This is a genomic window from Ensifer sp. MJa1 (assembly GCF_037026475.1).
Classification (GTDB): Bacteria; Pseudomonadota; Alphaproteobacteria; order Rhizobiales; family Rhizobiaceae; genus Ensifer.
On sequence record NZ_JAKUMO010000017.1, the window covers coordinates 1 to 14,551 of the forward strand.

12 protein-coding genes, 1 tRNA gene and 1 rRNA gene are annotated in these 14,551 nt (G+C 63.2%); 11 read left to right on the top strand and 3 right to left on the bottom strand.

Annotated features, from left to right (window positions below; all coding sequences use genetic code 11):
- Positions 1–108 precede the first annotated feature (108 nt).
- Positions 109–223: ribosomal RNA gene (gene rrf / locus MKZ91_RS21110) — 5S ribosomal RNA — on the top strand.
- A 181-nt stretch (positions 224–404) separates the two neighbouring features.
- A tRNA-Met gene (locus MKZ91_RS21115) sits at positions 405–481 on the top strand.
- 215 nt (positions 482–696) lie between these two features.
- Here the strand turns inward: MKZ91_RS21115 and MKZ91_RS21120 are convergent.
- On the bottom strand, positions 697–1,272 hold the full coding sequence (locus tag MKZ91_RS21120) for a TetR/AcrR family transcriptional regulator (protein WP_336172995.1): 576 nt from the start codon (positions 1,270–1,272) through the stop codon (positions 697–699).
- A 92-nt stretch (positions 1,273–1,364) separates the two neighbouring features.
- Here MKZ91_RS21120 and MKZ91_RS21125 point away from each other — a divergent pair, with 92 nt between their 5' ends.
- Positions 1,365–2,153, top strand: coding sequence for an SDR family NAD(P)-dependent oxidoreductase (locus tag MKZ91_RS21125; protein WP_336172996.1), 789 nt, complete (start codon positions 1,365–1,367; stop codon positions 2,151–2,153).
- A 310-nt stretch (positions 2,154–2,463) separates the two neighbouring features.
- Positions 2,464–3,333: an aldo/keto reductase gene (locus MKZ91_RS21130; protein ID WP_336172997.1), complete on the top strand. Its 870-nt coding sequence runs from the start codon at positions 2,464–2,466 to the stop codon at positions 3,331–3,333.
- Between the two features lie 85 nt (positions 3,334–3,418).
- On the opposite strand, the gene MKZ91_RS21135 is transcribed toward MKZ91_RS21130, so the two are convergent.
- A complete protein-coding gene (locus MKZ91_RS21135) occupies positions 3,419–5,980 on the bottom strand; it encodes a GcvT family protein (RefSeq protein WP_336172998.1) in 2,562 nt (853 codons plus the stop codon).
- 357 nt (positions 5,981–6,337) lie between these two features.
- On the opposite strand from MKZ91_RS21135, the gene MKZ91_RS21140 reads away from it, so the two are divergent.
- From MKZ91_RS21140 to MKZ91_RS21170, 7 genes are all read left to right on the top strand, one after another.
- On the top strand, positions 6,338–7,549 hold the full coding sequence (locus MKZ91_RS21140; RefSeq protein WP_336172999.1) for an ROK family transcriptional regulator: 1,212 nt from the start codon (positions 6,338–6,340) through the stop codon (positions 7,547–7,549).
- On the top strand, positions 7,549–8,808 hold the full coding sequence (locus tag MKZ91_RS21145) for a M20 family metallopeptidase (RefSeq protein ID WP_336173000.1): 1,260 nt from the start codon (positions 7,549–7,551) through the stop codon (positions 8,806–8,808). The genes MKZ91_RS21140 and MKZ91_RS21145 overlap by 1 nt, the downstream gene beginning before the upstream one ends.
- 26 nt (positions 8,809–8,834) lie before the next feature.
- Positions 8,835–9,896 (top strand): substrate-binding domain-containing protein, encoded by a 1,062-nt coding sequence (locus MKZ91_RS21150; protein WP_336173001.1) that lies wholly within the window; start codon positions 8,835–8,837, stop codon positions 9,894–9,896.
- 60 nt (positions 9,897–9,956) lie between these two features.
- Positions 9,957–11,021, top strand: coding sequence for a substrate-binding domain-containing protein (locus MKZ91_RS21155; protein WP_336173002.1), 1,065 nt, complete (start codon positions 9,957–9,959; stop codon positions 11,019–11,021).
- Between the two features lie 147 nt (positions 11,022–11,168).
- Positions 11,169–12,146, top strand: a complete 978-nt coding sequence (locus MKZ91_RS21160; RefSeq protein WP_336173003.1) for an ABC transporter permease — start codon at positions 11,169–11,171, stop codon at positions 12,144–12,146.
- A gap of 11 nt (positions 12,147–12,157) precedes the next feature.
- Positions 12,158–13,357: an alanine racemase gene (locus tag MKZ91_RS21165; RefSeq protein ID WP_336173004.1), complete on the top strand. Its 1,200-nt coding sequence runs from the start codon at positions 12,158–12,160 to the stop codon at positions 13,355–13,357.
- Positions 13,358–13,368: 11 nt separating this feature from the next.
- Positions 13,369–14,127, top strand: coding sequence for an ATP-binding cassette domain-containing protein (locus MKZ91_RS21170; RefSeq protein WP_336173005.1), 759 nt, complete (start codon positions 13,369–13,371; stop codon positions 14,125–14,127).
- A 43-nt stretch (positions 14,128–14,170) separates the two neighbouring features.
- Here MKZ91_RS21170 and MKZ91_RS21175 read toward each other — a convergent pair whose 3' ends face one another.
- Complete coding sequence (locus MKZ91_RS21175) at positions 14,171–14,545, bottom strand: cytochrome C oxidase subunit IV family protein (RefSeq protein WP_336173006.1); 375 nt, start codon at positions 14,543–14,545, stop codon at positions 14,171–14,173.
- Positions 14,546–14,551: the final 6 nt, after the last annotated feature.

Consider the following 14,551-nt stretch of genomic DNA (forward strand, 5'->3'; position numbering starts at 1 on the left):
CACAAAATGAGCGACGTGTTCAAAACAAAACGAGCTCGGTTCAACCCGACCTCACCAGCTTCTCAATCCGGTTTGCGTCCGCTAGACGCAAATCTTGCGCTTTGCCGACCTGGTGGTTCTGGCGGGGTGGCTGCACCCGTTCCCATTCCGAACACGGCCGTGAAACGCCCCAGCGCCGATGGTACTTCGTCTTAAGACGCGGGAGAGTAGGTCGCTGCCAGGTCTGCAAAACGCAAGAGAAAACACCGGATATCTTCTCGACACAAATCTCGGCCTGGCCGACAAGCAAAGGCCGCCACCAAGCGGCCCTTTTGTTCTGGTAACGTCGAAATGCTAAACGAGATTTTGCTTCGCAAAACTCGGACCGGTTAAACGGGATTTTGCCTTCGGCAAAACCCGGGTGACGCGGGGTGGAGCAGCCCGGTAGCTCGTCAGGCTCATAACCTGAAGGCCGCAGGTTCAAATCCTGCCCCCGCAACCAAATCAAAAAAGCCCGCTTGGAGAAATCCGGCGGGCTTTTGACGTCTATGGGGCCAACGTCTCGACCCCAACACCTCTACCCACCAACCGCGACCGCCGCCGCACCAGCAGCGGCAGACCCGCAAACATCACCGAAACGGGGAAGGGGGCTGCAGGGGCCTTGGCATACCGTCGACATAACGTCGGTCACCAACACGCTTGGGCAGACCGAGGCCTTCATGGCTCTTTGGTCGTGGCATCCGCTGCCGGTCCCCTGGCGACCAGCCACGCGCGGGTTTCCTCTAGCACCTCGCCCGACAGATCCGGATCGTCAGTCATTCGTGCCAGGATCAGGGCGCCGACCATTGTTGCCCAGTTGCCGATCGCGGCGCGGCGCCTCTCGCTCTCGTCTTCGCCGGGCGCAAGCCGGCTGAGACGTTCAAACTGACGCCTGAGGCCAGCGGTCATTTCGTGGCGTGCGCCGCCGGGCTGGCGGATTGCCTCGGAGGCGAGAGCCGCCACCGGGCAGCCGTCGCCGAAATCGTCCCTGTGTTCAGGAGAAAGATAGCGCTCAACGACAGTCGCCAGATCGGCCGATCGCAGGTCGCTTTGTCGCTGCAGGGCCGCCAGCGTCTGCGTGATCAGTTCCTCCTTCGACTTGAAGTAGCCGTAAAAGCCACCGTGGGTCAGACCGGCCGACTTCATGACATCCGTGACCGTGACGGCCTCAAAGCCGCGCTCACGGAACAACCGGCCTGCCGCCTCCAATATGGTTCGTTTATTGTCCTCGACCTGCTGACGGCTCACACGCATCATCGTCTCCTAAAATTCCGGTTGACATCATACATGATGGCCATCATATTTCCAAATACATGATGATGATCATGAATAAAGGAGCATGACCGATGAACCAGAAACCTGCAGTTCTCGTGACCGGCGCCTCCACGGGCATCGGAGCCGTCTATGCCGATCGCTTCGCGCGTCGCGGCCACGACATCGTTCTTGTCGCACGCAACACCACACGCATGGCTGCGCTCGCCGAGCGCCTCAGAATTGAAACAGGTGTCAATGTGGACGTCGTGCAGGCAGACCTGACGGATGGGCAGGACCTTGCCCGCATCGAGCAGCGGCTGCGCGAGGATCAGCGCATCGGCGTGCTCGTCAACAATGCCGGCATGTCGCTGCCACGCGGCTTTCTGCAGCAGAAGGGCGAGGACATTTCCAGACTGATCGGCCTTAACGTCACCGCCGTTACCAGGCTGGCCCATGCCGCCGCCCAGCGCTTTGCCGAACGCGGGGAAGGGGCAATCATCAACGTCGCCTCCGTCGTCGGTCTTGCACCCGAAATGGGCGCTACGGTCTATGGTGCCACCAAGGCGTTCGTGCTGTTCCTTTCCCAAGGGCTGAATGTCGAATTGGCTTCCAAGGGCGTCCATGTGCAGGCTGTTCTGCCTGCTGCCACCCGCACGGAGATCTGGGAACACACGGGCGTCGACGTCAACACGCTGAAGGGCGTGATGGAGGTGGACGATCTCGTCGATGCAGCTCTGGTCGGCTTTGACCGCGGTGAACTGGTGACGATTCCGCCGCTTCCCGATGCCGGCCAGTGGAGCACACTCGACACCGCGCGTCAGGCGATGCTGCCCAATTTTTCCCAATCCCAGCCGGCCGAGCGCTACCGCCGCGCCGCCTGACCGGCCACCGAAAATGAGGAGCGGGTTTTTGCCCGCTCCTGCGTCCGCGATTGCGCGGCTGCCGGCAAACCCATGCCACCTTGCCGGCAGCCGCAGTTTCGCAACGTCTGCCTTCGATCGCCCCGGCGTTTGCCAAGCGCCCGTGGGCTGATAGAGATTGAAGATCCGAGATTCGCGACCGCGGCCCGCCTTCGGCTCGCGTGCGAAAAGACCTCCTTCAACACGATGCAGATGGTGCGAGCGAAAGTCCGATGAAGAACTTCAACCTGGGAACAACCGAGCAGTCCGTTTCCTCTGCCATCTGGGCCTGATGCGGATTGCCGATCTCAGCGACAATGCCATTGCCCGGCTCTATGGCAAGGCGCGCGACGTCGGCATCAATGTCTTTGACCATGCCGATATCTATGGCGGCGAACTGCACGCCTGTGAGCGCCGTTTCAGCGATGCCCTGCGGCTGAGGCCGGCCGAGCGTGAGCAGATCGTGATCCAGAGCAAATGCGGGATCCGGCGTGGCTATTTCGATTTCTCCCGCGACCATATCCTCCAGTCCGTCGACCGTTCGCTTGCGGCACTGAAGACTGACTATCTCGACCTTCTGCTGCTGCATCGCCCGGATGCCCTGGTGGAGCCGGAGGAAGTGGCTGACGCCTTCGACCGGCTGCAGGCGGCCGGAAAGGTCCGGCATTTCGGCGTCTCCAACCACACGCCGCGGCAGGTCGATCTCCTGAAGACGGCGGTGCGCCAGCCGCTCGTCGCCAACCAGATCCAGCTCAGCATCGCGCATGCCCCCTCGGTTGCCTTCGGCATCGCGGCCAACATGGCGGGCCTGGAGCAGTCGATCGACCGTGACGGTGAAGTGGTCGTCTATTCGCGGATCAACCGCATGACACTGCAGGCCTGGTCGCCGTTCCAGCAGGGCTTCTTCGGCGGCGTCTTTGTCGGCGACGAAACGAATTTCCCCGAGCTCAACCGGGTGCTGGACGAGCTCGCCGGCAAATACGGCGCTTCGCCGTCGGCGATTGCCTATGCCTGGATTGCCCGGCATCCGGCCAACATCCAGGTGGTGCTGGGAACGACCAGCCCCGAGCGGCTGGCAGACATTGCGCCCGGCGCTGATATCACGCTCTCGCGCGAGGACTGGTATCGGCTCTTCACCGCGGCCGGGCACGTGCTGCCCTGACGGTCACTTGGGTGCCCCGCACATATGGAAAGGCCCGCTCGGATTTGAGCGGGCCTTTTTGTTCTGGTCTTTGGGACGACGCCGATCAGCTGCGCGGCTTCAGGTTTTCCGGGTCGTAGAGCGGCTTGTAGCCGACGCCGACGACTTCAACCGGATAGGTCTCGGCAAAGTACTCGACATTGAGCTTGCGGCCGACCTGGCAATGGGACCAGGGCAGGTAGGCAAGCGCGATGTTCTTGCCGATCGTCGGGCCGTAGGCGATTGAGGTGGTGTAGGAGCGGCGGCCGAGTTCGTCGACCAGCACATTGCCGGTTTCCGGATCGATGACCGGCAGGGTGCCGACCGGGTAGCGCTTGACGCCGTTCTTGTCCGTGTTTTCCGTCAGCACCAGCGTGCAGAGCATGGCGGGCTGGTGCTCGCGTGCTTTGTATTCCAGGTGCTTTGCCTTGCCGCGGAAGTCGACATCCTTGACCTTCGGGCGGGCAAGATCAGCCTCGATCAGGTTGTACTGCGTCAGAAGATCGGCGTTCTGCAGGCGCAGGCTCTTTTCCATGCGGCGCGAGTTCGCATAGGTCTCGACGCCGAAGGCCATGACGCCGGTCGAGCGCAAGGCGTCCCAGACGGCAAGGCCATCCTCGTACTTCATGTGCAGTTCCCAGCCCTGTTCACCGACATAGGAGATGCGGAAGGCGGTGACCTTCTTGCCGGCGATCTCGATCGGCTTGATCGCGGCGAAGGCGAAGTTCTCGATGTCGAGGCCGGCTGGGTCGGCAACCACCTTCTTCAGCGTCTGGCGGGCGTTCGGGCCCCAGATGCCGATGGTGATGAACTTCTCCGACACGTCGGTGATGGTAACGTCGAGACCACGGTCTTCAGCCACGCGGCGCATGTACTGGAAGTCGCGCGGGCCGGCGTCGGCGCCGTTTACCAGGCGGCAGCGGTCCGCCATGCGGAAGACGGTGAAGTCGGCGCGAACCATGCCCTCGTCATCGAGGAAGTGGGTGTAGATGCCCTTGCCGATATTGGCGTCGCCGCCGATCTTTGCGGCGCACAGCCATTCGAGCAGCTCGACATGATCAGGGCCTTCGATGTCGACCATGTGGAAATGCGAGAGGTTGACGATGCCGCAATCCTCGCTCATCGCCAGATGTTCGGCGTTGGAGACGCGCCAGAAATGGCGGCTGTCCCATTCGTTCTCGCGTACCGGAACGCGGTCGCCGTATTTTTCGAGCAGATGCTCGTTGGCGGCGTAGCCGTGGGCACGCTCCCAGCCACCGAGTTCCATGAAGTAGCCGCCAAGCTCCTTTTCGCGCTCGTAGAAGGGCGAGCGCTTGACATTGCGGCCCGTTGCATACGGTTCGCGCGTGTGTACGGCCGGGTAATAGATCTTCTGCGCCGCCTCGAAGCAGCGGCCCTCGATGAACTTCTCTTCGAGCTGGTGCGGATAGAAGCGGGAGTAATCGATCGAGGCGTGGTCGATCTCGGTGCGGCCATCCGTCATCCAGTCGGCGATCAGCTTGCCGTAGCCGGGGCCGTCCTTCACCCAGATGGCGACGCAGTACCAGAGACCGCGCACCTTCTGGCTCTCGCCGCAGGAGGGGCCGCCGGCAGCCGAGACCTGAAGCAGGCCGTTGAAGGAGTGACTCTCGTTATAGCCGAGCTCGCCGAGGATCGGCGTCAGTTCCATGGCGCGCTCGAGCGGCTCGATGATCTGCTCCATCTCGAGGTCGCGCTGCGAAGGCGACAGGCGCGCCTCGTGCTTTTCGAGAATGTGCCGCGGATGGCAGAGGCGCGGATTGGTGGTCTCGTAGTAGCCCCACTCGATTTGGCCACCCTCGGTGGTCTTCGGGTCGCCGGTGTCGCGCATATAGGCGGAGTTGCCCTGGTCGCGCAGAAGCGGGAAGCCGATTTCCTTGCCGGTGCCTTCGAACTCGTTGTACGGACCGAAGAAGGTCAGCGGATGATCGACCGGCATCACCGGCAGGTCTTCGCCGACCATTTCAGCGATCAGCCGGCCCCAGATGCCGGCGCAGACGATGACATGGTCGGCCATGATCGTGCCGCGATGGGTGACGACGCCCTTGATGCGACCGTTCTCGACGATCAGCGACTTGGCCGGCGTGTTGCCGAAGACCTGCAGCTTGCCGGACTTTTCGGCCGCGTCGACAAGCTTGCCGGCAACCGTCTGCGAACGCGGGATGACGAGGCCGGCATCCGGGTCGAACATGCCGCCCATGACCTGATCTTCCTCGATCAGCGGGAACATCTTCTTGATTTCGGCTGGCGAAACATAGTGGGCGCGGGTGCCGAAGGCCTTGGCCGAAGACAGCTTGCGCTTGATCTCCTCCATCCAGACGTCGTCGCCGGTGCGCGCCACTTCGAGGCCGCCGATGCGGGCGTAGTGGCCCATCCTCTCGAAGAAATCGATCGAATACTGCGTCGTCCAGACCGACAGATAATCGTGACTGGTGGTGTAGCAGAAGTCCGAGGCGTGCGCGGTCGAGCCGATGTCGGTCGGCACGCCCGACTTGTCGATGCCGACGATATCGTCCCAGCCGCGCTCGATCAGGTGATGCGCGATCGAAGCACCGACGATGCCACCCAGCCCGATGATTACGACCTTCGCCTTTTGCGGAAACTCTGCCATTGCTTGCGACCCTAGTTGGATTGGATGCCGGATATTAGGGCGTGATACGCTCCGACTACAGCCTGTATACGACATTCTCATCAAACTGCACGACCAGAGCCGGGCAATCTGTGGATCGCGGGACGAAGGCTGTCGGGACGGTCATGCCACTGATTTCGTGAGAGAAAGCGCCGGTCGGCGCGGATGGAGTTTTCTCTACCACAGTGGAAATCCCGACGCATCCGAATGCGCCATCGCCATCTGCCTGTTCCCCTGTAATCGCGGCGTTTGCGACGAAAGATAATCCCATCGGGCAAGATTGACAGGGATCGGCGATGTCAATAAGTTCGGTAACAGAACGAATTAAAAGAGGTCCCCGTGAACGACAGCTTGCGCATCTCCCGGAAGTTCTCTCAGCGCTCCGTGATGGAGGCGATCGTTCAGGGCGGGCCGATTTCGCGTGCGTCGATTTCAAAGCTGACCGGCCTTTCCAAGCAGACCATTTCCGAGATCGTTCGCGGCCTCGAGGAGGAGGGGTGGGTTCAGGAAACGGGGCGCACCAGCGGCCATGTCGGGCGCACCGCGGTCACCTATGAACTGGTTTGCGACGCGGCCTTCATCATCGCCGTCGATCTCGGTGGCACCAAGGTGCGCGTGGCGATCACCGATCTCGCCTGCCAGATCTTTGCCGAGGACACCGCGCCGACCGATCCGCGCGGCGGTCGCTTCGTCGTCGAGCAGATCGCCGCCATGGCCTTTGAGGCGGCAGATCGGCAGAAGATCGCCCGTGAGAAGATCCGTCTCGCGGTGGTCGGTGTTCCAGGCGCCCCCTGCAGCGAGACCGGCCGGGTGCTGCTTGCGCCGAATATCGCCGGCTTTGACACGATGGATGTTGTCGGCGCCTTCGAGGAGGTGCTCGGCTTCGGCGCCATGCTCGAAAACGACGTCAATCTCGCGGTCCTTGGCGAAAACTGGCTGGGTCAGGGTCAGGGGATCGACAATCTTGCCTATGTGGCGCTCGGCACCGGTGTCGGCAGCGGCCTGATGGTCGGCGGCCATCTGGTGCGCGGTGTCAGTAATGCGGCAGGCGAAATGGGTTTCCTGCCGCTCGGCGCCGATCCGTTCGAAGCGGAATCGCTGCGCACCGGCGCCTTCGAGCGGGCCGTCGCCTCGCATGGCATGGTGGAACGGTATGCAGCACTTTCGGGAAAGACCGTTGCAGTGCCTGCGATCTTCGCCAATGCGGAAGCGGGCGACGCGGCAGCGCTGACGGTTCTGGACGAAACAGCGCGGTTCCTCGCCGCCGGCGTTGCTGCCATTGCCGCGATCGCCAATCCGCAGAAAGTCATTCTCGGCGGATCGAACGGGCTCCGGCCGGAGATGCTCTCGCGGGTGAAGGCCTTTCTGCCGCAGTGCTTTCCCTATCCGGTCAATGTCGAAACGGGCGAACTCGGCGCGCGTGCCGCGATCATCGGGGCGGCGGCGATCGGGCTTGGGCAACTGCACAACACCCTGTTCGGGGTCGATGCGCCTGACAGGCGCATCTCGCTGCCTCGGGCAAATGTCACTGCACTTCGGGAGGCGATCTGATGGCTGCCAGGGATGGTTTGGTCGAACACTTGCGCTCGGCGCTCGACCGCGAGGCAGCGATCGACCTTTTTCGGGGCGCGATCGGGCGTGAGAGCATCACCGGCAATGAGGCGAATTTCGTCTCGTTTCTCGACGAGGCAATGCGGCACCTTAACCTGGAAGGAGTGACGACAGCGGACTTCCTGCCGGGCCGGCCGAACGTCTGGGCGGAGCGCAAGGGTGCGGGCAAGGGGCCGCGGCTGCTCTTCATCGGCCATACGGATACGGTGCATGTCGATGGCTGGCGCGAGCACTGGGCGGGCACCGAGCGCGAGGATCCTTTCGCAGCGCCGATCATCGACGGTGCGGTCTGGGGCCGTGGCTCCGGTGACCTTAAAGCCGGCATCTGCGCATCGCTTGCGGCGCTGTCGTTGCTCGACAAGGCCGGCGTTGAGCTTGCCGGCGACGTGGCCTTTGCTTTCGTCGGCGACGAGGAAAGCGGCCAGCCGGGAACCGGCGTCTCGGCCGGCATCAAGGATCTGGTCGGACGCATCGAGGCGGACGAAATCGCACGGCCGGATTTCGTCGTCTATGTCGAGCCGACGCGGCTTTCGGTCTATCCGGCGCAGATCGGCTTTTTCATCACGGACATCACCATCACGGGCAAGTCGGCCTATTTCGGCGTGCCGGAGCTCGGCAAGGATGCGCTGCGCGCCAGCCACGCGGCGATGTCGGCGCTCTGGAAGCATTCCGAGGAGATTGCCGCGCGGGCCGAACACAAGCTGATCGGTCGCAGTTTCCTGCTGATCACGGGCTTGAGCGGTGGCGGTTATATCGCCGTGCCCGAGCGCTGCACCCTGTCGCTGATCCGCAAGATTCTGCCGGGGGAATCGTTGGATACGGCGGCGGCAGAGATCGAGACGGCGGTGCGTTCGGCGATCACCGACCCGGAGATCACGGTGGAGTTTTCCTATCCGGCCGGCCGCGACCACGCGCTTGGCGGCACGGCCGCCGAAATCGACGAGACGGCGGCGGAAGTCGGTGCGTTATCGGCCTCGATGGCCGAGGCCATGGCGGGCCGGGGCGTTATCGAGGGCGCGCCCTTCTGGTCGGAATCGCCGTTCTTCGTCAACCGGCTGGGCGTGCCGGCGGTCTATTGCGCCCCCGGCGATATCAGGAATTGCCACACCTACGAGGAACGGGTCGAGGTTGAGGAATACCTTGCCGGCGTCGTCGGTTTTGCCGCCTTCATGGCCCGCTACTGCGGGGTCGTGGACTGAACTGCCAAACAAGAGGGAGAACGACAATGCTTTTGAAGAAATTGATGGCCGCGGCACTCGTCAGCGGTTTCGTGCTTGCCGCAAATGCCGCCAGTGCCCAGACAGTCGGTCCGTCTGGCGAAAGCGCCACGCCGAGCGTTGATGTGGCCCTGACCGATGCCGATATCGGCGCGCTGAAGGGCAAGGGTTACAAGGCGGCGCTGCTCTGGCACACCTCGTCTGACTTCACCAACGCCGTCTCGGCGGGTGCCAAGGACGAGTTTGCCCGTGCGGGCGTCGAAATCGCCGTGACGACGGATGCCGGCTTTGATGCCGCCCGCCAGCGCAGCGACATCGAAACGGCGCTTGCCGCCAAGCCAAACGTCATCCTGGCGCTGCCGCTCGATCCGGTAACCTCGGCCGAGGCCTTCCGCCAGGCCGTTACCGACGGCAGCAAGCTCGTGTTCCTCTCCAACCTGCCGAGTGGCTACAAGCAGGGCGCGGACTACGCATCGATCGTGACGGACGATCTCTACCAGATGGGCAAGCAGGCGGCGGACGCGCTGGCAAAGGCGATCGGTAACAAGGGCAAGGTCGGCTACATCTTCCACGACGCCAGCTACTATGTGACGAACCAGCGCGACCAGGCCTTCAAGTCGACGATCGAGAAGGACTATCCGGATATCAAGATCGTGGCCGAGCAGGGTATTTCCGACCCGGCACGCGCCGAGGAGCTGGCGAGCGCCATGCTGCTGCAAAACCCTGACCTCGACGGCATCTACGTCACCTGGGCCGAGCCTGCTGACGGCGTGCTTTCGGCTCTGCGCTCAAGCGGCAACACCAAGACCAAGATCGTCACGCTCGACCTCGCCGAGCCGGTGGCGCTCGACATGGTCAAGGGCGGCAATGTCACGGCACTTGTTGCAGACAAGGCCTATGAGCTTGGGCGGGCGATGGCGGCCGCTGGCCTGAAGTCGCTGCTCGGCCAGCAGACGCCGGCCTTCGTCGTTGCGCCCGCTCTGACGGTCACCAAGGAAAACGTTGCTGACGGCTGGAAGCAGTCGCTCAACCGCGATGCGCCGCAATCCGTGCTCGACGCGGCCAAGTAATCCGATGGCCGCCGGCAGAGAGGACGCTTCCGGCGGCATCATCCTAAAAGGGAGGCAGACATGCACAAGGCAGTGAGACATTTGGCGTTGCTGGCAACGGTGTTTGCCGCGACCACAGGCTTTGCGGCTGACGGCAAGACGACGGGTCCGCACGGTGAGGCGCCGACGCCCGCCGGCAGCCTGACGCTGACAGAGGCCCAGGAACTGCAGATCAAGGACGGCAAGTTTACCGCAGCACTCGTCTGGCACGAGATGAGCGAATACACCAACGCGGTCAACAGCGGCGCCCATGACGAGTTCAAGCGGCTCGGCGTCGAGGTGGTAGCCCAGACCGATGCGGGCTTCGATGCCGCGCGGCAGAAGGCCGACGTCGAGACGGTGCTTGCCAAGAAGCCCTCGATCATCCTGTCGCTGCCGGTCGATCCGGCGACGGCTGCCGTCGTCTACGATCCGGCGCGCACGGCCGGCGTGAAGCTCGCCTTCGTCGACAATTCGCCGGCCGGCTACGAGCACGGCAAGGACTATGTGACGATCGTCTCCGACGACCTTTTCCAGATGGGCAACAAGGCGGCCGTTGCCATGGCCGATGCGCTCGGTGGCAAGGGCAAGCTCGGCTACATCTATCACGATGCCGATTTCTACGTGACCAACCAGCGCGACGGCGCCTTCAAGTCGACGATCGAGCAGGACTATCCTGACATGAAGATCGTTGCCGAGGCCGGCATGGCAGATCCCGCCCGCAGCGAAGAAATCGCGCAAGGCATGATCACCCAGAACCCGGATCTCGACGGCATCTATGTGACCTGGGCGGAACCCGCCTTGAGCGTGCTTTCGACGCTGCGCGGCGCCGGCAACACCCACACCAAGATCGTGACGCTCGACCTCAACGAGCCGGCAGCGCTCGACATGGTCAAGGGCGGCAACATCGCGGCGCTGGTCGCCGACGAGGCCTACAATATCGGCGTCACGGCGGCGCGCGCTGCGGCGGGATCGCTGGTCGGCAACAAGGCCGAACCGTTCCTGGTGGTCGACTCGCTTGCCGTGACCAAGGCGACGGTCGCCGACGGCTGGAAGAAGTCCCTCAACAAGGACGTACCCGCGACGATCGCGGATGCGATGAAGTGATGATGCCTGCTGCATGCGTCCCTAAATCGTCGTCGACTTGGGACAAACGTGCGGCTTTTTCATAGTGCTACGGCGACCATTGCGCGTCCACCAACGCGTGGCGCCGTAGTGCAGGGGAGCGTTCCCCCTGCCTTCGGAGGAAGAATGATGTCCAGTGCCCATTCCAGCGCGAGCGGCCAGCCGCCAAGCCTCGTCAACCGCCTCAACCTGCAGCAATACGTCGTCTATCTCGGCTTCCTTGCGATCTTTCTGTTCTTCGCCATCGTGCTTCGGGATAGCGGCTTCCTGACCGTTCGCAACCTGTCGAACATCATGCTGCAGACGGCGCCGGTGACGATCATGGCGATCGGCCTCGTCTTCGTCATGTCGGCCGGCGAGATCGACCTTTCGATCGGTTCGACGGTTGCCGTTTCGGCGCTGGCGGCAGCGGTGACGGTCAATGACTACGGCCTCGTTGCCGGTGTCGTCGTGGGCATTGGCGCCGGCCTGCTGATCGGGCTTCTGAATGGCGTGCTCGTCGCCTATGTCAAGCTGCCGTCGTTTCTGGTGACGCTCGCCACTCTCGGACTTTTTGCCGGCGTCTCCCGTTCGATGACGAACCTGCGTTCGATCCCGGTGACCGACAGCACCTTCACCGGCTTCTTCGGCTCAGGCTCGTTCCTCGGTGTGCCCTCGTTGATCTGGTGGACGATCGTCGCTGTCGTCTGCGGCCACATCATCTATCGCGAGACCCGCTTCGGCGCCCATGTGCTGGCGACCGGCGACAACAGCCGGGCGGCAAGCGTTTCCGGCATCAGCGTGCCGCGCATCCGGCTCGCCGTGCTGATGATCAGCGGTGGCCTCGCGGGGCTTGCGGGGCTGCTCTATGCCGGCCGCCTGCAAGCGGCAAAGTACACGCTCGGCGAGACCGACCTGATGACGGTGATCGCCGCCGTCATCGTCGGCGGCACGCTGCTCAACGGCGGCAAGGGCACGATCATCGGCGCGCTCGTCGGTTCGCTGATGATGGGCATGCTCAACAATGGCCTGATCCTGATGGGCCTTTCCGTTTCCGACCAGATGATCGTTCGCGGTCTCATTATCCTCGCTGCGGTCGCCGTGTCGCTGCGCGAAAAGTCCCGATGAAGGAGGATTTCATGTTTCTCGACGTTCTGCGCCGCCGCAACCCGGCCTTCATCGAAGCGGCAATACGGCAGCATCAGGAAGGCAAGATTCCTGCAAACGCCTATGTTCTCGACCTCGACGCGGTCGAGGCCAATGCCAAGGTCTTGAGCGACGAGGCTCGTCGCCTCGGCCTGAAGATCTTTGCCATGACCAAGCAGGTCGGCCGCTCCAGTTCCTTCTGCCACGCCGTGCAACGTGGCGGTATTGATCGCTCGGTCGCTGTCGACATGGCCTGCGCCCGCGCCACCCACAGGGCCGGGCTGAAGGTCGGCCATCTCGGCCACCTGCAGCAGGTCGCCCGCCATGAGGCAGCTGCTGCAGCAAAAGCGTTCCGGCCTGACTATTGGACGGTGTTCAACGACGAGAAGGCCGGTGAGGCGGCGTCCGGCGCCAAAGCTGCCGGTTATCGCCAGGACCTGCTCGCCCGCATCCGGGCGGAAGGCGATACCTTCTACCGCGGCCATGAAGGCGGCTTCGATGCCGCAGACGTTGCCGCCGTTGCCGACCGCCTCGACGCGCTCGACGGTGGCCGTTTTGCCGGCATCACCACCTTTCCGGCGCTGCTCTTCGATCATGAACGCCGCAAGGTTCTGCCGACGCACAATCTGGCGACGCTCTCAAAGGCTGCCGAGGCGCTTGCCAAAGCTGGCCGCAAGGAGATCGAGGTGAATGCGCCGGGCACGACCTCCAGCGTCCTGCTGCCGGCGCTGGCCGAAGCGGGCGCGACCCAGTGCGAGCCGGGCAACGGCCTACATGGCACGACGGCGCTGCACGTGATGGAGGACCTGCCGGAACTGCCGGCCGTGCTCTACCTCACCGAAGTCTCGCACCTCTCGGGCGGCAAGGCCTATTGCTTCGGCGGTGGTTTCTACATCGACCCGATCTTCCCGGATTATGACGTCAAGGCGATCGTCTCGGCCGAGCCGACAACCGCGGCATCGGCGCTTCGAAGTGTCGAGGTCCCGCCGCCATCGGCGATCGACTACTACGCGATGATCGATGCCAGCGGTGCTTCGGCGCCCAAACCAGGCGATACGGCCGTGTTCGGCTTCCGTGGCCAGGCCTTCGTCACGCGCGCATACGTCGTCGGCGTTTCCGGCATCTCCCGGGGTGCGCCGAAGGTGGAAACGATCGAAAACGGTTTCGGCGAAACCGCGGCCTGGCCGGTTTGAGGGGCGACGTCATGAACGCGAACGCGAGTGCTGCAAACGAGCCGGTCCTGAAGCTCAAGGACATCCGCAAGACCTTTGGCGGTGTCACCGCCATCGAGAACTTTTCGCTCGACGTCCATCCGGGCGAGATCGTCGCGCTCGTCGGCGACAATGGCGCCGGCAAGTCGACGCTGATCAAGATCATCTCCGGCGTCTACACGCCGACCTCAGGCACGATCACCATCGAGAACCAGACGGTCGCGATGTCAAACGCCACCATGGCGCGCGCGCATGGCATCGAGGTCGTCTACCAGGACCTGGCGCTTGCCGACCAGCAGACGGTCTACATGAACATGTTCCTCGGCCGCGAGCCGGTAAACCGCTTCGGCCTGCTCGACCGTCGGCGGATGATTGCCGAGACCGAGACGCTGGTGAAGGAACTGGATGTGCGCATCCCCTCGGCGCATGCGACGATCCGTGATCTCTCGGGCGGTCAGCGCCAAGGTGTCGCCATTGCCCGCGCCACCCATTGGGCGAGCAAGCTGATCCTGCTCGACGAGCCGACGGCAGCCCTCGGTGTTGCCGAAACGGCCAAGGTCGAGGAGATCGTCGGATCGCTGAAGCGTCGCAATATCGGTGTGCTGATCATCAGCCACAGCCTTGATCAGGTCTTCAAGCTGTCGGATCGCATCTGCGTGCTGCGCCGTGGCAAACAGATCGGCATTCGCGAGACGGCGAAGACCGACAAGAACGAGATCATCGCGATGATCACCGGGCTTCAGCAGCACTGAAGGCCAAGCGTGGCGCAGCCGTTTCGTGCGGCGCCACTTGTCTTCACGGTGCTGCGCCGAAGAAGGTGAGGCGGCTGAAGAGCACGTAGTGCGATTCCGAAGCCATCAGCGCCACGAAGACCAGCACCAGCAGCGGCGGCAACAGGATCGCATAGATCAGCGCCAGCCGCTCCCAGGCCATGTGCATGAAGATCGCCACGATCAGCCCTGCCTTCAGCATCATGAAGATCAGGATCAATGACCATCTGAGATAGCCCTGCAGCCCGATATAGTCGACGAGGTAGGAGAAGGTGCTGAGGACGAAGAGCAGCAGCCAGACCACAAGGTAAAGGCCGATCGGGTGTTGCTGGTGCGTTTGCGCCGGCGCGTGCGTTTGTGGGTGCGGTGCCGCGTGGGTGTGAACCGTCGTTTCTGTCATGGCCTT